The sequence below is a fragment of the Clostridium sp. AM22-11AC genome, from assembly GCF_003473545.1.
In the GTDB taxonomy this organism is placed as follows: domain Bacteria; phylum Bacillota; class Clostridia; order Lachnospirales; family Lachnospiraceae; genus Enterocloster.
The window spans coordinates 192466-217946 of sequence record NZ_QUCM01000003.1; the positions used below are offsets into that span (position 1 = coordinate 192466).

General features: G+C 45.0%; 24 protein-coding genes. 3 read left to right on the plus strand and 21 right to left on the minus strand.

The genetic code is table 11. The features are described from left to right. Positions 1–3: 3 nt before the first annotated feature. The 12 genes from DW251_RS04800 to nrdR all read right to left on the minus strand — a co-directional run bounded on the left by DW251_RS04800 (position 4) and on the right by nrdR (position 14879). On the minus strand, positions 4–612 hold the full coding sequence (locus tag DW251_RS04800) for an RnfABCDGE type electron transport complex subunit G (RefSeq protein WP_021870489.1): 609 nt from the start codon (positions 610–612) through the stop codon (positions 4–6). Further along, a complete protein-coding gene (locus tag DW251_RS04805) occupies positions 609–1550 on the minus strand; it encodes an RnfABCDGE type electron transport complex subunit D (protein WP_021870490.1) in 942 nt (313 codons plus the stop codon). Before DW251_RS04805 ends, DW251_RS04800 begins: the two co-directional genes overlap by 4 nt. 15 nt (positions 1551–1565) lie before the next feature. Continuing rightward, positions 1566–2891: an electron transport complex subunit RsxC gene (gene rsxC, locus DW251_RS04810; RefSeq protein WP_021870491.1), complete on the minus strand. Its 1326-nt coding sequence runs from the start codon at positions 2889–2891 to the stop codon at positions 1566–1568. Between the two features lie 170 nt (positions 2892–3061). Beyond that, on the minus strand, positions 3062–3904 hold the full coding sequence (locus tag DW251_RS04815; protein ID WP_021870492.1) for an alpha/beta hydrolase: 843 nt from the start codon (positions 3902–3904) through the stop codon (positions 3062–3064). After that, positions 3897–5630 (minus strand): phosphatidylglycerol lysyltransferase domain-containing protein, encoded by a 1734-nt coding sequence (locus DW251_RS04820; protein ID WP_118300380.1) that lies wholly within the window; start codon positions 5628–5630, stop codon positions 3897–3899. The genes DW251_RS04815 and DW251_RS04820 overlap by 8 nt, the downstream gene beginning before the upstream one ends. Positions 5631–5647: 17 nt before the next feature. Beyond that, the gene (locus tag DW251_RS04825) at positions 5648–6670 is read right to left on the minus strand and encodes a sugar kinase (RefSeq protein ID WP_021870494.1); all 1023 of its coding nucleotides are present in this window, start codon (positions 6668–6670) and stop codon (positions 5648–5650) included. Further along, entirely contained in the window at positions 6667–9816 is a 3150-nt protein-coding gene (locus DW251_RS04830) for a DEAD/DEAH box helicase (RefSeq protein WP_021870495.1), read from the minus strand. Before DW251_RS04830 ends, DW251_RS04825 begins: the two co-directional genes overlap by 4 nt. Positions 9817–9837: 21 nt before the next feature. Further along, positions 9838–11625 carry an arginine--tRNA ligase gene (argS, locus tag DW251_RS04835; RefSeq protein WP_021870496.1) on the minus strand — a complete coding sequence of 596 codons (1788 nt, stop codon included), beginning with the start codon at positions 11623–11625 and terminating at the stop codon, positions 9838–9840. 120 nt (positions 11626–11745) lie between these two features. Continuing rightward, positions 11746–12303: an elongation factor P gene (gene efp / locus DW251_RS04840; RefSeq protein ID WP_021870497.1), complete on the minus strand. Its 558-nt coding sequence runs from the start codon at positions 12301–12303 to the stop codon at positions 11746–11748. A 151-nt stretch (positions 12304–12454) separates the two neighbouring features. Further along, positions 12455–13843 carry a shikimate dehydrogenase gene (gene aroE, locus DW251_RS04845; RefSeq protein WP_021870498.1) on the minus strand — a complete coding sequence of 463 codons (1389 nt, stop codon included), beginning with the start codon at positions 13841–13843 and terminating at the stop codon, positions 12455–12457. 58 nt (positions 13844–13901) lie between these two features. Further along, entirely contained in the window at positions 13902–14402 is a 501-nt protein-coding gene (locus DW251_RS04850) for a YqeG family HAD IIIA-type phosphatase (RefSeq protein WP_118300381.1), read from the minus strand. A 24-nt stretch (positions 14403–14426) separates the two neighbouring features. Further along, positions 14427–14879 (minus strand): transcriptional regulator NrdR, encoded by a 453-nt coding sequence (nrdR, locus tag DW251_RS04855; protein ID WP_021870500.1) that lies wholly within the window; start codon positions 14877–14879, stop codon positions 14427–14429. Positions 14880–15082: 203 nt separating this feature from the next. On the opposite strand from nrdR, the gene aroD reads away from it, so the two are divergent. Further along, positions 15083–15850, plus strand: coding sequence for a type I 3-dehydroquinate dehydratase (gene aroD, locus DW251_RS04860; protein WP_021870501.1), 768 nt, complete (start codon positions 15083–15085; stop codon positions 15848–15850). Positions 15851–15867: 17 nt separating this feature from the next. Here the strand turns inward: aroD and DW251_RS18475 are convergent, their stop codons facing one another. The 7 genes from DW251_RS18475 to coaBC form a co-directional block, all read right to left on the minus strand. Further along, positions 15868–16044: a response regulator gene (locus DW251_RS18475; protein WP_118300382.1), complete on the minus strand. Its 177-nt coding sequence runs from the start codon at positions 16042–16044 to the stop codon at positions 15868–15870. Between the two features lies 1 nt (position 16045). Then, entirely contained in the window at positions 16046–16375 is a 330-nt protein-coding gene (locus DW251_RS04870) for a hypothetical protein (RefSeq protein ID WP_182433578.1), read from the minus strand. A 353-nt stretch (positions 16376–16728) separates the two neighbouring features. Beyond that, the gene (locus tag DW251_RS04875; protein WP_347474622.1) at positions 16729–16998 is read right to left on the minus strand and encodes a YlmC/YmxH family sporulation protein; all 270 of its coding nucleotides are present in this window, start codon (positions 16996–16998) and stop codon (positions 16729–16731) included. A 109-nt stretch (positions 16999–17107) separates the two neighbouring features. Beyond that, positions 17108–18511: a dipeptidase PepV gene (gene pepV, locus DW251_RS04880; RefSeq protein WP_021870503.1), complete on the minus strand. Its 1404-nt coding sequence runs from the start codon at positions 18509–18511 to the stop codon at positions 17108–17110. Between the two features lie 75 nt (positions 18512–18586). Beyond that, positions 18587–19033, minus strand: coding sequence for a GatB/YqeY domain-containing protein (locus DW251_RS04885; protein ID WP_118300384.1), 447 nt, complete (start codon positions 19031–19033; stop codon positions 18587–18589). A 38-nt stretch (positions 19034–19071) separates the two neighbouring features. After that, positions 19072–20676: a peptide chain release factor 3 gene (locus tag DW251_RS04890; protein ID WP_021870505.1), complete on the minus strand. Its 1605-nt coding sequence runs from the start codon at positions 20674–20676 to the stop codon at positions 19072–19074. 118 nt (positions 20677–20794) lie between these two features. Further along, the gene (coaBC, locus tag DW251_RS04895) at positions 20795–21988 is read right to left on the minus strand and encodes a bifunctional phosphopantothenoylcysteine decarboxylase/phosphopantothenate--cysteine ligase CoaBC (RefSeq protein ID WP_021870506.1); all 1194 of its coding nucleotides are present in this window, start codon (positions 21986–21988) and stop codon (positions 20795–20797) included. Positions 21989–22071: 83 nt separating this feature from the next. On the opposite strand from coaBC, the gene DW251_RS04900 reads away from it, so the two are divergent. After that, the gene (locus tag DW251_RS04900; protein WP_021870507.1) at positions 22072–22839 is read left to right on the plus strand and encodes a type III pantothenate kinase; all 768 of its coding nucleotides are present in this window, start codon (positions 22072–22074) and stop codon (positions 22837–22839) included. Between the two features lie 130 nt (positions 22840–22969). Here DW251_RS04900 and DW251_RS04905 read toward each other — a convergent pair whose 3' ends face one another. Both DW251_RS04905 and DW251_RS04910 read right to left on the minus strand, forming a co-directional pair. Next, positions 22970–24025, minus strand: a complete 1056-nt coding sequence (locus tag DW251_RS04905; protein ID WP_118300385.1) for a DNA/RNA non-specific endonuclease — start codon at positions 24023–24025, stop codon at positions 22970–22972. Continuing rightward, the gene (locus DW251_RS04910; protein WP_021870509.1) at positions 24022–24453 is read right to left on the minus strand and encodes a hypothetical protein; all 432 of its coding nucleotides are present in this window, start codon (positions 24451–24453) and stop codon (positions 24022–24024) included. Before DW251_RS04910 ends, DW251_RS04905 begins: the two co-directional genes overlap by 4 nt. Before the next feature lie 190 nt (positions 24454–24643). On the opposite strand from DW251_RS04910, the gene sigG reads away from it, so the two are divergent. Next, positions 24644–25420: an RNA polymerase sporulation sigma factor SigG gene (gene sigG, locus DW251_RS04915; protein ID WP_021870510.1), complete on the plus strand. Its 777-nt coding sequence runs from the start codon at positions 24644–24646 to the stop codon at positions 25418–25420. The last annotated feature ends 61 nt before the right edge of the window (positions 25421–25481 follow it).

Consider the following 25481-nt stretch of genomic DNA (forward strand, 5'->3'; position numbering starts at 1 on the left):
CTCCTACTTTCCAACGCAGTTTTCCACAAAGTAAATAGCTGCATTTGTGGCACCGGTTACTGCCTTGGAAGTATAGGTAGCGCCACTGATCGCCTGAACCTGGTTATCAGCTGTTGCGTCTGTCTTTGTTACTTCCAGTTTCTGTGCTTTCATTCCATTGAACTGATCCTTGAAATCTGGTTCTTTTGCCTTCATACCAAGACCAGGAGTCTCGCTGATGCTTAAGAAACCAAGACCAGTCAGATTTCCCTCAGAAGTGATGCCTACAGAGATCTGTACCAGACCATTGTAGCCTTCTGTGGAACTTGCAGTGATCAGATATCCAAGAACAGAACCATCTTCTGCTTCTGCAACCTGTGCATCATCAACAGATACATTTCCAAAGCCCTGAGCCAGGATCTCATCTGCAGATGCTGCTACTGCTGCTGTCAGTTCATCGGTCTGCTCAAATTTTGCTGCTTCCGGGAATACTTCTTTATAAGTTTTGGTAGCTGCTGCTTCCTGAGCCTTTGCGATCGGATCTAATGTTACTTCGTGAACTGCGCCCAGGCAAAGTCCTGCAACTAAAGTGATGACAAACAGGATGGCAGCGTCTTTTAAAATTCCTTTCATGCCTTCTTTGCCTCCTTTCCAAATGCTTTTGGAAGGGTTACACGCTCGATCATTGGTACAAACAGGTTGCTTAAAATGATCGCATAGGAAACACCTTCAGGAGAAGCACCCCACAGACGGAAGATACCGGTTAAAAGTCCTAAGACAACACCGAATACGATCTGTCCCATTGGAGTGATCGGGCTGGTCACATAGTCAGTTGCCATAAAGAAAGCACCGAAGATAAGACCACCACCACATACCTGGCAGAGTACATAATTTACATCAAAACCACCAAAGATAAATACAAATACTGCAACTGTTCCAATGTAGATCACCGGAATTCTCCAGGAGATTACCTTGCGGACTAACAGATAAATACCGCCGATCAGAAGAGCGATGGTAGAAACTTCACCGATGGTACCAGGGATACGTCCAATGAACATGGAAGCCAGATCTACGCTCTGTCCGGCACGCATAGCTGCCAGAGGAGTTGCTCCGGAAACGCTGTCAAATCCCAGGCTTGCAGCTGAGAAGTTGTTCATCATGCCAGCGAAGGAAATTAACAGGAAGCATCTTGCAGCCAGAGCCGGGTTCATAAAGTTCTGTCCCAGTCCGCCGTAAAGCTGCTTTACAACGATGATCGCAAAGATACCGCCCAGTGCAGGTACCCATACAGGGATCTGAGGTGGCATGTTCAGTGCCAGGATCATACCTGTAACAAGAGCACTTCCGTCTGCAATGGTAATTGGCTTGTGCATCAGTTTTTCGTAAACATATTCACTTGCCACACAAACTGCTGATGTGACTAAAAGTACAAGCAGTGCGTGGAAGCCAAAATTATATACACCGAAAGCTGCCGCAGGAAGCATAGCGATCACTACGTCCAGCATCAGGTTCTGTGTATTCACACTGCATCTCACATGAGGAGATGAAGATACGTTTAATAATTTATTCATAGCTTTTGTCCCCTCCTAGCCTTTCTTCCTGCGGTTAGCCGCAACCGTCTTACGCATTTCCTTGAATGCCTGGGTCAGAGGACGTCTTGCAGGACAGATATATGTACAGCTTCCGCATTCCATACATTCCATACCGTTGATCTTTTCAAAGGTCTCACAGTCACGGTTCATAGCTGCTTTCATCATCATGACTGGAACGATATGGCTTGGGCAGACACTTACGCAGCGTCCGCAGCGGATACATGCAGTTGGTTCAAAAGCTGCTACCTGGTCTTTTGTAAAACAGGTTAAAGCAGAAGAAGTCTTACATACAGGCACATCTACAGTAAACAGGGCCTGTCCCATCATAGGACCACCGGAGATGATCTTTTCAGGCTCGGTCTTGAAACCGCCTGCTGCTTCGATCAGTTCCTGGTAATTGGTTCCCAGTTTTACATTGAAGTTCTGTGGTTCTGCCACAGCATCACCTGTAATGGTAATGATCTTTCTCATTAATGGAGTAGACTTGCATACAGCCATATAAATAGAAGCAACTGTATCTACGTTATCTACGATACAGCCTGCATCTGCCGGCAGCATGGAAGAATTTACCTTGCGTCCTGTTACAGCGTAGATGATAGAACGCTCACCACCCTGAGGATACTTGGTAAGTAACGGACAGACAGTGATCTTGGGTTCATCCTTTACCATCTCTGTCAGTTTCTTAATAGCCTCCGGCTTGTTGTTCTCGATTGCGATCACACCCTTGGCGTTATCAAACAGCTGTAAGATAACCTTCAGACCGCCTACGATCTTCTCAGGCTCTTCGATCAGCATACGATAGTCGCTGGTCAGATATGGCTCGCACTCTGCGCCGTTTACGATTACATAATCGATCGCATTCTCATCCTTTGGAGTCAGCTTTACGTGAGTTGGGAAGCCTGCGCCTCCTAAACCTACGATTCCTGCCTCTTTTACGATAGAACGGATCTCTTCTTTAGAGAGTGTGGAAGGATCTCTGTCCTCTCCTACTCCTTCTACTGTTTCATACTCACCATCGTTTTCTACGATGATGGAAGGTACCATTGCGCCATTTACCATACGTCTTGGTTCGATTGCCTTAACAGTACCGGATACAGAACAGATCACATTTGCTGAAATAAATCCACCGGCTTCTCCGATCTTCTGTCCAGCAAGAACCCTGTCACCCTTTGCTACCAGTGGCTTTGCAGGTGCTCCTATATGCTGAGACATAGGAAATACCAGTTCGCCCTTTGGCAGAAGGACCTGGATCGGTTTGTTTTCTGACAATTCTTTTCCTTCATACGGATGAATGCCGCCTTTAAAAGTCGCCAAACCCATGGTTTCTTCCCCTCTTTCTTTTTGATTTCTTTTGTTTAATGGAACAATTTTAGCATGTCCCTAACAGCCATTTTTGAGTATAACACACTTTAACTTTGTATACAATATGAAAAGTTATCGTTATTTTTTTAATAATTATGTTAATTTTTTGATAAAGTTGTTAGTTTTGACTAACATCTTTCGTCAAAAATAAATTTCAGAATTTCTCCTATATAGCGTTCTTTTTTTCTAAAAAAGCCCTGGTGTGTACCCCCTTTGATCAAAACCAGACGACTTCCCGGGATGCACCGGGCAATGATTCGGGTATGAGACTCTTTGATCAGATCATGGGTTCCCGCCATTAAAAGTACGGGAACGGATATTTTTTTCAATCTCTCTTCTGTGAGAAAAGGGGAATGAAGGATCAGGCTGCTTAAAAACTGCTCTCTTTTACACCATTTTCCAAATTTTCCCACTGGCTTTATATTCTCTAAGATCTTCGCACACTGGAAACGGGTATTCTCCATAAACAGCATAGGAGGGATCAGACCGTCCGGCAGTGCATTGGCACTGACTGCAATGATCTTTTCTGCCCGCTCTGGATGATCTGCGGCAAACTCCAAAGCTGTATTGGCGCCATCTGAAAATCCCAGGATCACTGCCTTTTCTATTTTCAGATGATCTAACAGACGGACTACATCTTCCGCCATATCCGCAGCCCCGGTCCATCTTCTTTTTCCCTTTTCCTGTGAGCGGCCTGTTTTTAATACAGCTGCTTTTAATGCCGCCATTTTCATCACAGATGCCCCATGTCCCCTGCTGTCCATGGCGATTACAGAACAGCCTGCCTTCGTAAGGACTTCTATATAAGAAGAAAAATCCCGGTGAGTGCCCCTATTTCCATGAAGGAGCACCACCGGAAGTCCGACCTTTCCCTGTATATCGTATTTTTTATAGTATAAAGATCCATCGGGAATAGCGATAAAACCATCCCTTTCCTCTATCTCACCTGTTTCTTTTTCCTTTTCACTCATGGTCTTTTTTCGCCTCTGTTTCCTGCTTTTTCTGTCCATGATCCCAAAACTTTGGAAATTTTACTGTCTGGAAGAAATCAAGGATACCCTGTGGGTTCTGGATCTTCACCACTGCATAGAACATATCCGGAGAAGGGATCTTCGGCAGATACGCATAATAAGATGGTTCCCAGACGGTAGGACTGTATTTCTCCTTTGCCCGGTAAAGATCTTTAAAACCATAACACTGGTTTAAATGCTCATAGACAAACTCCAAAAGCTTCTCCATAAGACTGGCATTCTCTTCTTTTAATCCAGCAAGAGGCGCTACCCCCAGGCTGGCATACTCCACGCCTTCTTCCTTAAATACCTGAAACGCTTCATACATGATCAGTTCCATAACACCGCCTGGTGCTTTCTTTCCATGACGGGTCATATCTGCCATATATCCGTTCTTTCCAAGGAAAGGCACAAAAACAATGTAGGCTACCATGCTTCCGCTTTCGTCTACTGCATAAAAATACCGCCGGTCCATAGGATCATCCAGTCCCAGAGTACCCATGGTAAATTTTAACATGGAACTTTTCTTACCTTCCAGCCACTCATCGGTAATGCGGTTAAATTCTACCTCTAAAGCTGCATTCCTCTTCTCCAGTATCTTATACTCGTAAACATCGATCCCCGCTTTTTTCGCATGATTGATGTTCATACGCATCTTGGCGCCTTTTTTACCGCTGATCTCATAGTCAGCCAGCTTAAATCTCGCCTCTTCCCCGCATTTTACAGTTCCAAAGCCCTGTTTTTTATACTCGTCCAGATAATGGTCTGTCACACTTAAGATAAACAGCTTGTGGGCGCTTTTTAAGCAGAATTCCTTAAATTCATCCAGTAACTTGGGAAAGTCCTCATCTTTACAAACCGGGTCACCGTTGACTACCACAGTATCGCCTACGATCCCATAGGGGATAACGCCGTCCACCTGCTTTCCAAAATAGAGGATCTTATCATCTTCTAAGGTCAGATAGGAGCAGGGATTTTGGCTGTAAAGGTTTAATAAGGTCCTGGCATGCTGCAGGTCAGATGCTGTTTTCCCGGGATATTCCATCCACGGACGGAATATATGGACTGCCCCGGCCAGGATACAGCCCCAGCTGAACAGAAACATCAGCTGCTCTAAATGCTCCGCAAACTCTCCTCCTGGAAATTCACCGCCTATGCCAAAAAGCATTCCCACACCAGCTGCAAGGCTTTCAACAAAAGAGACCGTTCCTTTTCCCAGAGCCAGATTTATATAATGGCGGGTGATGGCTGCGTTGACAGCTACTCCCAACAGGGATAAGAGGATAAAGCCAACAGCCTGTTCCACCGACTTTTTAGAGGCCGGACAGCAAAAATCTTTTCTGCTCCACAAAAGGATGAAAAAGACAGCCGCCTGGACCAGCAGGAATAAACTTCGGGCCTCCAGTCCTGTATGTATTATCTCTTCCAGTCCCCGCAGGAGACTTAAAGTCAGTACAGCCATGGTCATTTCCCAGGCCGTCCTCTTTCGCTTCATCAGCTGGGTGGAAAGGACCAGCAGCATCACTGCAAAAGCTCTCTCCACCATCCGGTTCATTTCCAGATAAGAGCGCACCTTTTGTGACATGGCAGAAGAAGGAAACAGACTGGCTGCCAGTAAGATAAAGGCTGCTGCTCCTAAAAATAATATGGTTCCATTTTCTAGTTGTATTTTTTTCTGTCTGCTCATAGAAGCCACCCTCAAAATCACCTTTGCAGGTTTGCCGCTTTAGACTCCATAACTCTCATGATTTCATTTTCCGTTACCAGGTTAAAGTCTCTCTGGATCATCAGTTTTAATACACTGGCTGAAATAGAGAAATCAATCAGTTTCTGAGGTTCAAATCCTCTTACCAGACTGTGTAACAGCGCTCCTGCAAAAGCATCTCCTGCTCCTACTGCCTCAAAGCTGTGTACTTTATGTACCGGGCTTTCATAGAACACACCATCTTTTAAATAGATCGCCATCCAGTCACCGTCTTCTGCTGTATACATGTTGCGAAGGACGCTGGCAACTGCCTTGCAGTTTGGATAACGGTTCTGGATCTCTTTCATGCCTGCCTTGTAGCTTTCAATCTGATCAATTCCCTTTGAAATATCCCCGTCATATGCGTGGATCCCTAAAGATGACTCAAAATCCTCATCATTGGCAATGCATAATGTTACATAATTCATCAGCTCGCTCATAACTGACTGTGCCTTTTTTGTATCCCACATTTTAGAGCGGTAATTTAAGTCGCAGACTGTCTCGATCCCGTGGGCTTTGCAGTATTTTAAGGCTTCTAATACTGCCTTTGCTATATTCTCGCTGACTGCCGGTGTCACACCGGAAAAATAGAAAATATCTGTATCCTTTAAGATCTCATCCCAGTGGAATTCTTCCGGCTTTGCCAACGCCAGAGCGCTTCCTTCCCTGTCATAGACTACATTGGTAGGCCGAATATCTGTTCCTTTTTCAAAGAAATAAATTCCCAGTCTGGAACCTCCGATGACTACCTTGGAAGTGTCTGCCCCGTATCTTCTCACTTCATTTAAGGCTGCTGTGCCAACAGGATTTTCCGGCAGTTTCGTCACAAAGGATACCGGATCCTTAAGCACTGCCAGGGAAACTGCTACATTGGCTTCTGCGCCTCCGTAACTTGCCTCAAATGCATCTGTCTGCAAAATCCTCATATGCTCCGGAGTTTTTAATCGGAGCATGATCTCACCAAAAGTTACTGTTCTTTTCATGGTCTGCTCTCCTCTATCATCTTTAAAATATCTGCTTTTGTAAGTTCGCCAAAGGAAATGCCTCCTCCGGTTACGATCTGGTCTGCCAGATTTCGCTTTGCTTCCTGGAGATTTAAAATATTTTCTTCAATGGTATCACTGGTGATCAGCTTATATACCATAACCTGCTTTTCCTGACCGATCCTGTGGGTACGGTCTGTCGCCTGGTTCTGGGCTGCCACATTCCACCATGGATCATAGTGGATCACAATATCTGCCGCTGTCAGGTTCAGTCCCGTTCCCCCCGCCTTTAAACTGATCAGAAATACGGGAACCTCATTCTGGTGGAAGCGGGATACCATCTGGATCCGTTCTTCCTTTGGCGTTGCCCCTGTCAGCTTATAACATTCGATCCCCTCTTTTTTCAGTTCTTCCTCGATCAGATCCAACATAGAGGTAAACTGGGAGAATAATAAGATCTTGTGTTCTCCTTCTACACCTGTACGGATCAGATCCATACAGGTCTTAAGCTTGGCAGAGCCTGCCTTGTAATTTCCATAGCAGAGCCTCGGATCACAGCAGATCTGGCGCAGCTGCATAAGATCTGATAAGATCTGCAGCTTTTCTGCTCCCTTAAAGTCATCTGCTTCCAGCTTTTCTTTTAATAAAAGGGCATTTGCCGTATAAAGCTTCTTCTGTTCTTCCTCTAAAGTAGAATAAACTACTTTTTCCAGCTTATCCGGAAGTTCTTTTAACACATCTTTCTTTACTCTTCGCAGGATAAACGGTCCGATCAGTCCCTTTAAGCGTTTTAACACCTGCTCATCCCGGTCTTTCGTAATAGGTACCTCATATTCCTTGCGGAAATACTGATTTCCAAACAAAAATCCGGGCATAAGGAAATCAAAAATACTCCATAACTCTCCCAGCCTGTTTTCAATAGGCGTACCGGTCAGCGCAAAACGGGAACGCACCTGGACAGCCTTTACAGAGCGGGCACTCTGGGTAGTGGCATTTTTTATGTACTGGGCTTCATCAATGATCTGGAATCGGAAATCAATCCCCTCATAGTGGGCAATATCCCTCTTTAACAGGTCATAGGAAGTGATCAGGATCTGGCAGCCGGAAGGATCTTCTTTTATTTTTTCCAGCAGTTCCAATCTCTGGGGTCCTGTTCCCACTACAGACCGAACCTTCAGATCCGGGGCAAATTTCTGGATTTCCTGCTCCCAGTTATAAACCAGGGATGCTGGGCAGACTACAAGGCTTGGGGCCTTCTCCCCGCTGCTGTAGGTATCTTCAAAAAGAGCGATCACCTGAATGGTCTTTCCAAGACCCATATCATCCGCTAAAATGCCGCCGAAGCCGCATTTATCCAGGGTTTTCATCCACCGGAAGCCAGTTTTCTGGTATTCCCTTAAAATAGCTTCAAACCGGGCAGGAACCGGCTCATCGCTGTCCTCAACCGTCTTTACAGCACGGACCATTGACTTAAACAGCTGGTCCCTGTAATAGGTAATGCCCGGACCTTCTTTTAAAATATGGTCCAGATACAGTGCTCTGTAAGCAGGCAGGCGGATGGTGCCGCTTTGTAAGTCCTTTTTGCTGATTCCCAGCTCTCCCGCCAGTTTTGTAAGGGTAAACATACCGCCCTGGTCCAGCATTAAAAACTGTCCGCTCTTTAAGCGGTAATATTTCTTTTTCTGGCTGTAGGCAGTCAGGATACGTCCCAGTTCTTCTTTTGGAAATTCTCCCATATCCACGGTCAGTTCCAGCCAGCCGGAATAAGCGCTGACACCTGCAGATACAGAAGGAGTTTCCACAATTTTCCAGTTTTTCATGGACTCAGACAGGTATACATCTCCCAGTCCCCGGAATTCTTCCATTCCCTGATCTAACAAGTGGTACAAGGCTTTTTCATCCTCTTTTAATACCAGCCTGCCGTCTTTTGGATCCCTGCACTTAAAATACTTGCGGATCACCTGGCTGATCTTAAACTCTCCCGGCACATCACGGCAGATCGCAGACGGAAGATTTTCATCTTCTATGGGATGGAAGGTATATTCCCCATAAGATAAAAGAGGTTCCATATATAAAGTGCCTTTTTCGTCTGCGTCAAAACGGAACACCGCTTTCAAAGGCTCCATTTTATATTCTTCCAGATCTACTTCTTCCTGGATCATGATGCTGTAGGGCTTTAATGTCTTAAGTACACGCTCATATAAAAGAGGAATGTCCTTTGCTCCTGCCTGGATCCGGTATTCCCTCTCCTTTGTGATCTGCTCCAAAAAGGTACCTGCCGCCTGGCTGAAGTGGTGGGAACAGCAGCAGAGGGTCTTTCCTGTGACAATATAAATGCGCCGCTCTCCCCTGAAAAAAGCCAGTACCGGCTCTGTGTCCCCTTCTTCGTCTGTCCGGACACCTTCTAACACAGCTTCCACGCCGTCCCTTCCATATCTGCGGATGCGGATCACCAGTTTCGGATCTTTTTTCTGTACTTTAAGCTGGGAACGGATCCCTCCCGGAAGCTGCACCTCCAGTTCTTCCTGCTGTAAAACCTCAAAAAAACGTTCCCGGTTCATACGGCTTAAGGATATATCCCTCTGGGATTTCTGTCCCTCTGTCAGTGCCATGACTAAAGACAAAAGTCCCCTGCATTCCGGACAGAAGGAACTTCCCTGGTGATGGAAAGCCAATTCTTTTCCGTATTCCACATAGGCGCCTACAGCCACTGCATCGGAAAAAGCTGCCAGATCCCTTACTGCATACATTTTTTCACGGCCTACTTTAAATTCCAGCCGGACATCCCTTCCGTTTAAGATCACAGCAGGCACCAGTTTTACCTGGCTTCCCTCTTCTTCCTCTAAGATGCGGGCTACCTCCTGGTTGGTATACTCCCGGATCATCGTGTGGACCTGGGAAGAACTGTGTACCAGAGGTTTGGACATTTCCGCCTGATATTCTTTATAATATGCAAAAAGGGCCTCCCCATGGGCGCAGATGCCCCTGTAAGAATTCCCTTTTTCACAGGTACAGGAATAATCCTTTACCTGACCATTTTTCAGATATAACTTTGTTTTAAAGGTGTGGGCCTGGTCCTCCACCAGACCCACTACGCCAGCTTCGCCTTTCCAGAAACTGTTTGTATCCATTTTGACGATCTTCATTGACGTTGATCTATCCCTTCTTTACATCCGCTCCGGAGCCTCGATTCCCAGAAGTCCGATGCAGATCTCCAGTGTTCTTCTGGTCAGTGTGATCAGACCGATGTAGCTGTCTTTTACTGCCTGGTCTTCCTCAGAGAGGATCTTTGTATCGTGGTAAAAGCTGTTAAATGCATTTGCCAGCTCATAAATATACTGACAGATCTTATGAGGAGCTGTCTCTGCAAAGCCGTTTTCGATGACTTCATTGTACTTGGAAAGCTGAAGCATCAGTGCCTTCTCAGAAGCGCCCTTTGCAGGAAGGATCTTCTTTTCAGAGCCCTCTTCTGTTACCTGTCCGCCATTTTCCTTATATTTATTTAAAATGGACTTGATGCGGACGATGGTATAAAGGATGTATGGACCCGTATTTCCCTCAAAGGAGATAAAGCGGTCAGTATCAAAGATATAATCCTTGGAAGCCTGGTTGGACAGATCTCCGTATTTTAAAGCTGCAAGACCTACGATCTTTGCTGTCTCTTTTGCTTCTTCCTCAGATACAGTGCGGTTCTCCATAATTCTCTGGTAAACAGCCTCATCAATATCTGCGATCAGCTTCTCCAGACGCATAACGCCGCCTTCTCTTGTCTTAAAAGGCTTTCCGTCCTTGCCGTTCATAGTACCGAAACCTAAGAATACCATCTGGGTCTCAGGCTTTACAATACCGGCCTTCTTTGCAACGCGGAATACCTGTTCAAAATGCATGGCCTGACGCTTGTCTACTACGTAAATATAGCGGTCCGGCTTAAAGTCTTCCTCACGCTCTACAATGGTAGCAAGGTCAGAAGTTGCATACAGGGAAGCACCGTCTGACTTACGGATCAGGCATGGCGGAATCTCCTTGGTATCACTTTCTTCTGCTACATCTACAACTAAAGCGCCCTGGCTTTCATGTACCAGTCCCTGTGCTTCCAGAGTGTCGATCATCTTCTGGATATATGGCTCTGCATCGCTTTCGCCCTTCCACAGGTCGAAATCTACGTTCAGGTTGGAGTAGTTCTTCTTAAGGTCCGCTACAGAAACATTCATAATATGCTTCCAGATGGCTCTGAATGGCGGATATCCCTTCTGAAGCTTTAAGGTTGCCTGATGGGCGCGCTCCTTAAATGCCTCATCTACCTTGGACTTGCCGCTGGCAGCCGGGTAGATCTCCTCTAACTCGCTGATGGTAAAAGGAGCTTCTGCTGGATATTCTCCTGTATAATTTTCATCAAAGTATGGCAGTTCCGGCTTGCGGTCGCGCAGTTCCTCGATAATAAGGCCCATCTGCAGTCCCCAGTCGCCTAAATGCACATCGCCGATCACATTGTGGCCAAGGAAACGTCCCATGCGCTTTACGCTCTCACCGATAACTGCAGAACGCAAATGTCCTACATGAAGAGGTTTTGCCACATTGGCACCGCCAAAGTCTACGATAATGGTCTCTTTCTTTTCCGGTTCTCCCAGACCCAGCTTCTCATCTGCTGCCATACCGTTCATATAGTCAGCTAAAAAGCCTTCAGAAAGTTTTAAGTTGATAAAACCAGGCATTACTGCCACAACCTCAGAAAATACAGAACTTGCATGTTCTCCTGTAAGCTGTTCTACCACTGCATTTGCAATGTCGATAGGTTTCTTTTTATATGCCTTGGCAGCTGCCATAGCGCCGTTGCACTGATATTCGCACAGGTCCGGGCGGTTGGATAAAACCACTTTTGCGAATTTTTCTTCATAGCCGCAGGCTGTAAATGCTGCTTTCAGCTCCTGCTCCAGAGCTTCCAGAATCTTTTTCACAATATCATTCTCCTTGTATTCTTTTCTTGATGTACTCCCCGGGAGTATATCTCATATACGAAAATCGCTCCGGCGGTCTGCCGGAGCAATCTTTTACTTTTTATCTAAGCAATAATCTGCTTATACACGGGACAGATATTCGCCGGTTCTGGTATCGATCTTGATCTTATCACCTGTGTTTACGAATAACGGAACACTTACAGTAGCTCCGGTCTCTACAGTTGCAGGCTTGCTTGCGCCAGTTGCTGTATCACCCTTGAAGCCTGGTTCTGTATCAGTGATCTCCAGCTCTACAAACAGAGGTGGCTCTACAGAGAATACGTTGCCGTTGTAAGAACAAACCTTGCAGATCTCGTTCTCTTTAACGAACTTTAATGCATCGCCAATGATGTCCTTGTTTAATGCTAACTGCTCGTAGTTCTCTACGTTCATGAAGTTATACAGATCTCCATCCTCATACAGATACTGCATATCTACACGGTCGATTCTTGCTGCCGGGAACTTCTCGGTTGGACGGAAAGTACGCTCAACAACACCGCCGTTGATAACATTTTTTAATTTGGTACGCACGAAAGCAGCGCCCTTGCCTGGCTTAACGTGCTGGAATTCAAGGATCTGAACAACCTGTCCATCAATTTCCAGTGTAATTCCGTTTCTAAAATCGCCTGCTGATATCATAAAGATATTCCTCCTTAAGTTCGTTCAGGATGCTGCCTGCATCCTCTAATTTCTCTCTAATCTTTTTTATTTTATACTATGTATGTACGTTTTTCAAGTTCTTTTTTCTGTTTTACAGCTTATTCTGGATGATTTTACAGCCACCAGCCACTTATTTATGGGCTTCCCTGTAGATTTCCTCTGTGATGGCATCTAAAGACCGGTCATTTACATCCACTGCCACATGGGCTGCTTTTAAGTATAATGGCCTGCGTTCATTAAGTAAACTTCTGATCCGTCCGGGCACATCATCACTGTGCAGCATAGGACGGCTGGACACATCTGCACCGATCCGCTTATAAACAGTCTCCGGTGAAACATCCAGATATACTACCAGTCCCAGCTTCTTTAAAAGTTCCCGGTTTTCCTCTCTTAAAGGAAGTCCGCCGCCCACAGAGATCACTGCCCCGTCTGTGGTCCTTAACAGCTTTTCCAGGCACTGTGTTTCTAACTTTCTGAAGGCTTCCTCTCCCTGTTCCTTAAAGATCTGGGAAATAGCCATACCTGCTTCTTTTTCGATCTCCTGATCTGTATCAATGAACGGCATGTGATAATGATCTGCATAAAAATGGCCTGCGCTGGTCTTTCCTGCTCCCATAAAGCCAGTAAAGATCACATTGTGCTTTCTGGTATTTCCATGTAAATGATCCAGGATCATTTCACGGATCCTGTCAATGGTATCTTTATCTACCTTTACCTCCGGATTCCACAGTTCAAACGCGATCAGCCCCTGATACAAAAGCATATCCAGACCGTTAATTGCTTTTCCCCCTGCAGCCTGTACCATTTTCATAAACTTCGTACAGGAAGGTGTGTATACAATGTCCACTGCTGTGTGGATCAGCTTATAAAAAGCTTCATCTTCTATAATAACGTCCTCTGTATGAGGGTGCATGCCTACGCTGGTTGACTGGATCGCCAGATAGCCCTTTTCTTCCTGAGGGATCTGGTCATACTCTTCCAGTTTTAACGGGATAAGCACTGCACGGCCCATCAGTCCGTTAATATAATCAGCTAAAGCCGCTGCTTTCTCCACGCTTCGGTTTAAGATATATACAACGGACGCGCCGGACTTTGCAAGGATGTAGGCTGCTGCCTTGGCTGCGCCTCCGGCTCCTATGAGGATACATTTTTCTCCTGCAATAGAAATACCTGCTTCATCCATAGCACGTTTTAAGCCTGCACCGTCTGTATTATAACCTTTGTATCCATGCTCTGTACGCACCAGGGTATTTACAGCACCGATGGCTTTTGCGTCTTCATCAATGGCTTCCAAGCACTTCATTACATCCTGTTTATGTGGAACGGTTACATTCATTCCCTGGATATTTAAAGCAAAGGCACCTTTTACAGCCATTTCCACAGTTCCCCTGTTTACGTGAAAGGGAACGTAGACTAAGTCTGTTCCTGTACGCTCTGCGTAAAAATTATGCATAAGCGGTGACATGGAATGTTCGATGGGATCTCCCATTACACCGTATACTTTTGTTTTTCCATCCATTGCGTTATCTCCTGCTGTCTCTTTTTACTTTTTCACACGATTTTCTTTTGTCTGGATCTTACTTTTCAAGGCTTTTCCTGTAACAGTATAAAACCGGTTTTTCCAGATAACGTTTTAATACGATCTGGATCTCTTCTTTTGGGTTGATGGGCCGTACCAGGACAGTCTGGATCCCCAGACGGTTGGCGCCCCAGATATCTGTAAAAAGCTGATCTCCTACAAACAGCGTATTTTTCACATCGGTCCCCATGGTCTCCATGGCCTTTTTATAGCCTTTTGCCCCTGGTTTTCCCCCTTTATAAATATAAGGGCATTTTACCTGCTGCGCAAAAGATTTCACTCTCGGTTCTTTATTATTGGAAAGAAGGCAGGTTTTCAATCCCAAGCCTCTCAGATGCTCAAAAAGCCGGATGGCTCTCTCATCCGCCGGTGCCCCATGCGGGACTAAAGTATTATCAATATCGTAAACGATCCCCTGGATCCCCATTTTTTTCCAGTTTTCATAAGGAATAACATAAGAGGACTCTTCCATTTTACTGGGGTAAAAACATTGAAACATATTAAATTCTACTTTCTTTTAGACTTATTTCTTTAAAAGTTTTCCCAATTCTTCCATAAAGGTACTTACATCCTTAAACTCCCTGTAAACAGAGGCAAAGCGCACATAAGCTACTTCGTCTACACTTTTCAGTTTGTCCATGACCAGTTCACCGATCACAGAAGTTGGGATCTCCTTTTCTTCCCTGTTAAAGATCTGGTTTTCGATCTCATCGATCATGGTACTGATCTGACGGGGAGATACCGGACGTTTATGACAGGAATGCAGAATGCCTGCTTCTATTTTGGAGCGGTCATATGCCTCTCTGGAATCATCTTTTTTAATGACCATAAGGGGCATGGTCTCTAATTTTTCATACGTAGTAAAACGCTTGCCACAGCGTTCACACTGACGGCGCCTGCGAATGGAACTGTTATCATCTGCCGGACGGGAATCGATCACTTTGGTATCTGCTTCATTACAGTACGGGCACTTCATAAACTCTGCACATCCTTTCTCTCATGTATTTTTTACAAAATGATGATTTTATTTTAACCGAAAGCCCCCTCAAGCGCAAGATTTTTGTTACAATTCCCCAGTTTTTCCCATATTTGTTCCTATATCTATAGACGAAGACCATTTTTATGTCTTATAATAGCGGATAATAATACAGTCTATGCTGTTTAAAAGGAGAACAAAACATGAACCATACACCCTCTGTTTCTGTGAGAAATATAGTTTTAGGAGAAGGGATCCCAAAGATCTGTATCCCTCTTGTAAGCACCTGCCTGGATGCACTTTTAAATGATATGAAAAAAGCGCTGGATCACAGCGCTGATCTTATTGAATGGCGGGTTGACTGGATGGATGACATTTTAAAAAAAGGCTATCTGGAAGAGATCCTTCCTGCTGTACGAAAAGCAGCCGGGGATACTCCTCTTCTTTTTACCTTCCGCACCAAAAAGGAAGGCGGAAATATGGCTGCCAGCCTTTTACAGTATAAAGAACTGGTAAAAAGAGCCATCTGCTCCGGCCTGGTAGACCTGGTAGATATTGAACTGTTTTCTGATAAAGATACTGTAAATGAGCTGATCGCCCTGGCAAAAGAAAAAAATGTAAAAACCATTCTTTCCAACCACGATTTCTTTAAAACCCCTTCAGGAAACGAGATCTTTTCAAGGTTGAAGCAGATGGAGGAAGCAGGGGCTGATATTGCAAAGATCGCTGTTATGCCTGAAAGCACAGAAGATGTACTGACTCTTCTTTCTGCCACCTGCAAAGCAAAGAAAGAACTCACCTGTCCTGTTATCACCATGTCTATGGCAGGCACAGGCCTGATCAGCCGCTTAAGCGGGGAAGTATTCGGCTCCTGCCTTACCTTTGGCACTGCAGGAAATATTTCCGCACCAGGTCAGATCGATGCATTAAAACTTCGTTCTGTCCTTCATATCCTTCACGAAAACAGCTGATTCATTCCATTATTCCATTAACTGTTATTACAACCCTGTGCAATGACAGCAATGACTTTCTGGACCTCCAACGGTTTGGCAAGATAGGCATTCATACCTGCATCCAGGCATTTTTGCATATCTTCCGCAAAGGCATTGGCTGTCATTGCAATAATAGGGATCGTTTTTCCATCCGGCCGTTCTAAGGCGCAGATCTTAAATGTACGCTTTTAACGCAAAATTATCTTTCGTAACCGCAACTGTATTTTCTGCATTTTCATTAAAAGAGTCCTTTGCCGTAGTAGCAGCCATATTAAAGGTCCATATGGTATCAGACAGGACAAAACCGTTTGTTTCTGCTGAATAAGGATTTTGGCTGACATGAAAGATCAGGTCGATCTCCCCGATATGTAAAGCCTGAAGCTGCTCATTTCTTGTATCATAACCTTTCAGGTCAAATTCCAGAGTCTGCCCCTGAAGACAATCTTTTGCAAGCTCCACATAATCCTTGATAACTCCTGTCAGTTCACCGGTTGCAGGATCCATGACACCGACACCTGCATCATCATTTAAATAGCCGATCCGAATGGGACCATGGTCCGCGATCCATTTTTTCTCTTCCCTTGAAAGAAATCCACTGCGCTGTCCAGTGCTTTTTTTATGTCAGGACGGTCTTTGTTGACAACAAAATAAATGTCCATATGATAATGCGTTAATCTTTAACAGCCGCAAATGATTTTTGTTCACACATTCTTCACATTTTACACAACTTTTTCTCACATTTTTTCAGTATATTTATTTACGTTAAAAGCGAATGCTTTTCATACAACTTTTTCTCACAAATCGGCCGACAGGTGAAAACCTGTCGGCCACTCCTCGTTTATGGGACTTTTTACATCTTAGCACTTCTTATCCGGCTTTTCCTTTTCTTTCTCTTTAAAGCTTACCAGGATAATGTCACTTCCGATCTGGCATACATCACAAAACGGGATCACATATTCCTTTTCCCTTCCTAAAAATCCGCAGATACACCCGGGACCCGGCACTACCAGTGCTGTAATACAGCCTGTTTTTTCATCAAATTCCAGATCTCCTACATACCCTAGGCGGGCGCAGTCCTTTATATTGATGACTTCCTTTTGTTTCAGATCATAAAGACGGATCTCTATCTGCCCCTTTTCCTTCTCTTATTTATAAATATATTTTGGAAAAAGAAAAAAAGAACCCTATCCCCACGATATAGGAGATAGAGTTCTTATCCATGTAACCAGGCTTTTATCAGCAGCAAAGATCCACGATTACCTGTGCAAAGATCTTCGCACTGTCAACCAGTTCCTTTACAACTGCAAACTCGTCTGCACCATGCATACGGTTATCTGTTCCAGGCATGGAGCAGCCAAAAGCAACACCATTTTTCAGGCTGTGTACATAAGTACCGCCACCTGTATACTGGCAGCTGCCCTTTAAACCAGTGTATTCTTCATACGCCTTTAAGAGAGTGCGTACAAAATGGGAGTCGCCATCTACATAATGAGGTGCTCTCATATGTTCTGCCAGCAGCTCAATGCCTTCCTCTGCCATATGTGCCTTTGCTACCTTTAATGCATTTTCATCATTTGCGCAGATCGGAGCACGGCAGTCAAAGGTGCCATCCAGGCTTTCTGCGTCTACATGAAGCAGGTCAAATGCAATAGTCAGTTCTCCGGAAACTTCATCACTCATAGCAACGCCTAAAGCTTTTCCTCTGGTATCTCCATGAGGGAACAGCTTTACAAGGCTCTTTACTGCATCCATCTGCGGGCAGGAAGCTAGCGGCAGTTTTGTGATCAGCATTAACAGTGCAGTTAATGCATTCTTTCCTTCTTCCGGAGTAGATGCGTGAGCGCCTTCTCCTTCTGCTGTGATCAGGACTCCTTCTTCACAGCCTGTAAAGGTAAATGTAACCTCTGTTTCTTTTGTAACAGCAGCTGCTGTTTCATTTAATACAGCATCCTCTACACCAGCTACAACTGCTTTTGCCTTTCCAGGAACTACATTGCTCTTAAGGCCTGCATCGATCTTAACCAGCTTTGGCATAGCATCGGATTTTTCAAAAGAAGCTACAAAATGACCTGGAAGCCGTCCCTTTTCCACGTTGATCACAGGGAATTCTGCATCTGGTGAAAAGGTCATTGGAGCCTCTTTTTCCTGCTTATAGTAAACAGCAATGTCAGAGCTTCCACATTCTTCATCTGTACCTAAGATCAGACGGACATTTTTCTTTACAGGAATTCCCAGTTCCTTTACTGCACGCATTGCATAAAGAGCTGCAACAGCCGGTCCTTTGTCATCTGCAGTACCGCGGCCATAAAGCTTTCCGTCTTTAATAACTGGCTCAAAGGGCTCAGTCACAGTCCAGCCTTCCCCTGCAGGCACTATATCCAGATGGGCCAGGATGTCAAGCTGTGCTTCCTTATCATTTAAGTCTGCTGTTCCTACATAATTGTCATAATTGCGGACAGAAAAACCATAATTTTCCATCATGGTAAGAGCTGTCTGTAATACCTCAAATGGGCCCTCGCCAAATGGTTTCCCCTCTGTGTAAGGCATTTTTTCACTATTGATCCGGCAGAGAGTGCAAATATCTTCGATCATCTGGTCCTTGTGGGAATCAATATATTCTTCGATTTCTTTTCTGTACATGACCTTCTCCTGTTCTTTTTTTACAATCCAGCCATGACATCTGCATGGCCAGACTATTTTTTATTTATTCTGCTATTACTTCAGCATAGCACCCAGAGTTTCGTTGACAACCTTGCCATCTGCTTTTCCCTTTACCTTTGGCATCAGTACCTTCATAATAGCGCCTTTGTCCTTTGGTGTAGGATTTTCGATCCCCAGTTCTTTTAATACACCGTCGATCACTTCTTTGATCTGGTCTACAGACATGTCTTCCGGTGCAAATTCCTTGTAAACAGCCAGACGTGCGCCTGCCTCTTCGCGGATATCATCTCTGTCAGCTGGAGCTAAATCATAAGTCTCCTGTGTCTGACGGATCTCTTTTTTAACGATTGCGTCTTCTTCTGCCTCTGTAAGGGGCTCTCTCTTGTCGATCTCTGCGTTCTTTAAAGCGGATAATAACATGGAAAGAGAGTCTTTTCTTGCCTTATCCTTTGCCTTCATTGCCTGTACCATAGCTGCTCTTACTACATCGATCTTGCTCATTTTGTAAAACCTCCTTAAATATGCCTTCAGATTTATGTTTAGTTATTACCAAACTCGCTTAATTTAAGACCCGGATTTCTTTCAAGGACCATGCCAACGCTCCAGCTGTTAATAAACAGAAGCAGTGGGTTGTCCTTTAAGTCTTTAATACGCTTCATATCAGATGTTCCCTGGATACGCGCCACATCTACTTCCTGTGGATTTTCTACCCAGCGGATATATTCATATGGAAGCTTCTCTAAGATAACTTCTACATTGTATTCATTCTGTAAACGATAAGTAAGGACTTCAAACTGAAGTACACCTACAACGCCTACGATGATCTCTTCCATACCCGTATTAAACTCCTGGAAGATCTGGATGGCACCTTCCTGGGCGATCTGGTTTACGCCCTTGATGAACTGCTTACGCTTCATGGTATCTACCTGGCGCACTCTTGCAAAATGCTCCGGTGCGAAAGTAGGGATGCCCTCAAATTCAAATTTTTCATTGGATGCGCAAAGAGTATCACCAATAGAGAAGATACCTGGATCAAATACACCAATGATATCCCCTGCATATGCCTCTTCTACGATCTTACGATCCTGGGCCATCAGCTGCTGCGGCTGAGTCAGACGGATCTTTTTACCGCCCTGAACATGGTTTACTTCCATACCAGCCTCAAACTTGCCGGAAACAATACGCATAAATGCAATTCTGTCTCTGTGGGCCTTGTTCATGTTTGCCTGGATCTTAAATACAAATGCGGAGAAATCCTTGTTAAATGGATCTACTACGCCGGTCAGTGTTTTTCTTGGAAGAGGCGGTGTGGTCATTTTCAGAAAATGCTCCAGGAATGTTTCAACACCGAAGTTGGTCAGCGCAGAACCAAAGAATACAGGGGAAAGATCACCCTTCTGTACACGGTCCATATCCAGTTCATCGCTGGCACCGTCTAGTAATTCAATATCATCTAATAACTGCTGATGGTACTGGAAGCCGATAATGCTTTCCACATCATTTGTCTCTGCGTCAAATTCCTGGGTAGCAACCTCTTTTGCACCGCCCTGTGCAGCGGTAAAGGTAGTTACCTTCTTTGTAAAGCGGTCATATACGCCCTTAAAGTTCTTTCCGCAGCCGATGGGCCAGTTTACCGGACAAGTACGGATTCCTAATACTTCTTCGATCTCGTCTAACAGTTCATATGGATCTCTTGCTTCACGGTCAAATTTGTTGATAAATGTAAAGATTGGGATATGGCGCATAACACAAACCTTAAACAGCTTGATGGTCTGCGCCTCAACACCCTTGGATCCGTCAATGACCATGACAGCGGAGTCAGCCGCCATCAGGGTACGGTAAGTATCCTCTGAGAAGTCCTGGTGTCCAGGTGTGTCCAGGATGTTAATACAAAAGCCTTCGTAATTAAACTGCATGGCGGAAGAAGTAACGGAAATACCTCTCTCCTTCTCGATCTCCATCCAGTCGGAAACCGCATGCTTTGCAGCCTTTCTTCCCTTTACAGTACCTGCCAGGTTGATAGCGCCTCCGTAGAGAAGAAACTTCTCTGTTAAAGTTGTCTTACCTGCATCAGGGTGGGAAATGATCGCAAATGTTCTGCGGTTCTTTATCTGTTCTGTTATCTGATCATTTGTCTGTGACAATGGTCTTTCCTCCGTTCTTACTAACTCACTGATTAATTTTCAAAAATCCTCCTGCAAGCAAGCTTGCGTCGGATTTCCGGGTTTTTGACCCTGGTATCGACATATTATTGTATTATGATTATGAAGTAAAGTCAAGAATCTGTGTCAGCAATTCGTCAGCTACCTGCTCTTTACTCATCTTCGGCAGTTCCTTTTCACTGTCTTTTGTGATAATGGTCACTACATTGGTGTCAGTACCGAAACCTGCGCCTTCTACCTTTAAGTTGTTGGCAACGATCATATCCAGGTTCTTTCGGGCAAGTTTGGCTCTGGAATTTTCCAGCATGTCCCTTGTTTCCATGGAGAAACCGCATAAGAACTGTCCCGGTGTTCTGTGCTGTCCCAGCCAGCCAAGGATATCTTTGGTCCGCTCTAGGGCAATGGACATATCCCCGTCTGTTTTCTTGATCTTGTCCTGGCCCACTACAGCCGGACGGTAATCTGCTACTGCTGCTGCCTTGATAATAATATCCTGTTCCGGTGCTGCACCGGTCACTGCCTGGAACATATCTTCTGCACTTTCAATAGGAACTACCTTTACAAACATAGGTGGCTTGATCGCTACAGGCCCGGTTACCAAAGTTACCTCTGCCCCTCTGTAAGCTGCTGCCTTTGCAATGGCATAACCCATTTTTCCCGTAGAATGATTGGTGATATAGCGAACCGGATCAATGGCTTCCCTGGTAGGTCCCGCAGTGATGAGAACTTTCTTTCCTGCCATATCTTTCGGGTATCCTACCGTGCGCAGGATATATTCAAACAATGTTTCCGGCTCCGGCATCTTGCCTGCTCCTGTATCGCCGCAGGCCAAATATCCGCTTGCAGGACGGATCACTTCCATTCCGTAGTGCTCCAAAATCTTTAAATTATCCTGAGTAATAGGATTTTCATACATACGTGTATTCATGGCCGGTGAGATGATCTTTGGACAGGTACAGGCCATAAACGTAGTGGTCAGCATATCATCTGCAATGCCATGAGCCAGTTTGCCGATCACATTGGCTGAAGCAGGGGCTACCATAAAAACATCTGCTTCTTTTGCCAAAGATACATGTTCCACGCTGAACTGGAAATTCCGGTCAAAAGTGTCGATCAGGCACTTATTTCCCGTCAGTGTTTCAAAGGTAATGGGATTAATGAAATTAGTAGCATTCTGTGTCATAAGTACATGTACTTTCGCTCCTGCTTTTACCAGGGCACTTGCCAGATAGGCGATCTTATATGCGGCAATGCTGCCGGTCACTCCAAGGAGTATTGTTTTTCCTTTTAACATAAGGGTTCCTCCGGTTGTGTTTCTTATTTTTGTGTGATACAATCATAACACACATTTCAAGTATTTGAAAGGAGTTCCCCCTCATGATTTTAGCCATTGATATGGGCAATACCAACATCGTACTGGGTGGTATTGACGAAAAGCAGACCTATTTCATCGAACGTGTGACCACAGATCAGGGCCGCACAGACACCGAGTACGCCATTCACTTTAAAAACATCCTGGAAATGCACCACATCCAGTTATCTGACATAGAAGGCGCCATTCTTTCTTCTGTTGTTCCGCCTTTAAACACTACGATCTTAAATGCCGTAGAAAAGGCAGTAGGCATCCGCCCTCTGTTAGTTGGCTCCGGTATGAAAACCGGCATGAACATCCTTATGGACAACCCTAAAAGCGTAGGAAGTGACATGATCGTAGATGTAGTAGCTGCTATCCATGAACATCCTCTTCCATTGGTGGTGATCGACATGGGAACTGCTACTACCTTAAGTGTTGCTGATAAAAAGGGCAATTACATAGGCGGCGTCATTTTACCAGGACTGCGTGTTTCCTTAAACTCCTTAAGCGGAAAAACGGCCCAGCTTCCTTACATCAGCCTGGAAGTGCCAAATAAGGTCATTGGAAAGAACACCATCGACTGTATGAGAGCCGGTATTGTTTTCAGCAATGTAGACATGATCGACGGTATCTTAGACCGTATGGAAAAAGAACTGGGAGAAACACCTACTGTAATCGCAACCGGCGGTCTGGCACGTTTTATCACCCCTCTTTGCAGACATGAGATCATCTTTGATGATGCGCTGCTGCTTAAAGGACTTCTGATCCTTTACCGGAAGAATACCCAATAAAACAATTCAGGAGCGGTATTTCTGCCGCTCCTGAAATAATTTTAATTTATTTATTTTTGTGATTGAATTCTCCCCGCACCTGTGTTATGCTGGGTACATCTGATCATTCTTTTACAAGATCTTCGTTCCCCTATGGATTACATTTCTTACAAGGTTCATATCCCTTGGCGATCACTTCATCCCTGGTTCCTGTAAACTCATCTTTGTTTGCCGCTTTTATCTGTGACGCAGCGGAACAGCCCGGTTTATGGAATTTCTTTGAATTAGTATTCAGGATATACGTGGAAGTCTCTTTTGCTGGTGCCTGAGTGTTTTCAGCCTGAGTCTGTTTTTCTGCCTGGATCTCTGTCTCCACTACTGTTTTTGTTTCCTTCGCAGCAGCCTGCTGATTTCCCGTACCATTTTCATCTAACCAGCTGTCACCGGTAGCATAATCAATCGTTACTCCCGGCTGCGCATTATAGACAAATACGCAGAACTCAACGCCTTCTCCTTTATCCTCTACTGACTCTGCCTCCATAAGCACACCTGCTGCTACCAGGTTATTACCCTCAAAAACAGGGGTCACACGGTATAAAACATGGTTTTCTGTTTCTTTTACATAGTCGGCTGTCATATTTTCAAAAGGCAGCATTCCCTGGACATTTAAGTATCTGGTTCCTGTGATCAGGTTTTTCTCATTTGCATTTTCCGATGTCAGCTGGTATCCGATCAGATGGCACCGGTTATACAGGTATTTGCCATCTACAAAGTCATATTTTACTGTATGCCAGCCCGTTGGCTTTACCTGACCGATATTTCCACGTTTCTCTGTAGGCATGGTATCCGTTCCTACAGAAGCATATGCCACACTGCACCGTCCCAACGCATCCAGATCCCCATAACTTTCAAAAGAAACATCGGTCAGATCTGCGTCGGAAAAGAAGGGAACATTGTTATTAACTGCAACATACGGCTGTCCCGAATAAGCCGGGATCGCAGACAGATCAAATGCCCCGCTGTTTCCAGTCTGGGCAGCTGCCGCCTTTGGTGTCTGGACTGCTTCTACAGTCACGCTTTCTGTAACTGCCTCTGTTGTCTCTTTTACAGCTGCGGACGCCCCCGTAGCAGGTGCCTGTCCACAGGCGCCAACTAAAAGGGACACAGACATTGCCAGTCCCAATACCCAATATTTTATTTTTCTCATCTTTCGTACCTCTCTTCTGTTATCTTTTCATGAGAAGAACCTGGAAATTCCACTGTTTCCACCAGTTTCCATCCGGACAGATCCATAGCAAAATACTGATCTGCAGGATATACCCGGTTCCATTTGTACAGGATCACTGAATCAACCTGGGTTGTATCAGGAAACATGTCTTTGCCACAGGGATCTGACTCTGCAAAACAATATTCTCCTTTTGCAGCCTTTTTAAGAAAGTCTTCATCCACTATAAGGCACTTTCGTACCTGTTCGCTTTCATCTTTCTCAAACATTTTTGCGCTGTACCCATTCATCCACAGTTTTGCATCTCCCACTCTGTCCAGAATATGCCGACGAAGCACCCTGTCCTGGCTCTGGCGGCGATGGTTAAACATCATGCCCTTGTTGTCATCCACACACACGATCAGGATCATACGATTTTACACCCCGTTTCTGTTTTATATCCTCTCGGAATTTTTCATTTTCGCACACACTCTTATATTATAATTGTTTCTTCTGATCCACGCAATTTCTTTTTCCAGGTATAAAATCCCCTCATTCCGTGCATCATTCCGTTATAACGGCGTTTTTCATCGAAGCTATCATAACGGAGGTAGACACAATATGTCCGGCTATAAAGTTGAGATCTGCGGAGTGAATACAGCAAAGCTGCCGCTTCTTAGCAGCAAAGAAAAAGAAGAATTGTTTGAGAAGATACTAAAAGGGGATAAAGATGCAAGGGAACGCTACATTAAAGGAAACCTGCGGCTGGTGCTAAGTGTGATCCAGCGTTTTTCCGGCAGTCAGGAGAATTTAGATGATCTGTTCCAGATCGGATGTATCGGCCTGATCAAAGCCATTGACAATTTTGATATTACACAGAATGTTAAATTTTCCACTTATGCCGTACCAATGATCTTAGGGGAGGTGAGAAGGTATCTGCGGGATAATAATGCCATCCGGGTCAGCCGCTCCCTGCGTGATACTGCTTACAAGGCGCTCTGTGCCAGGGAACAGCTTACAAGGCTTCACGCAAAAGAGCCAACGATCATGGAGATCGCACAGGAGATCGGCATCTCCGGGGAAGATATCACCTATGCCTTAGATGCCATCCAGACACCGGTCAGTCTCTATGAACCGGTTTTCACAGACGGCGGTGATCCTCTTTATGTTATGGATCAGATCAGCGATAAGAAAAACCGGGAAGAAAACTGGGTGGAAGACCTTTCTCTTTTAGAAGCCATGAAACGGCTTCCGGACCGGGAACGCCACATTATCGACATGCGTTTTTTTGAAGGTAAAACACAGACAGAGGTGGCACAGGAGATCCACATCAGCCAGGCCCAGGTCTCAAGGCTTGAAAAAAATGCCCTGCGTTCCATGCGTACCTATCTGGCCTGATCTGTGATTTCTCCTGCTGCCACCTCTGTCCCCAAACCGGACCTGATGATCAGAGTCTATG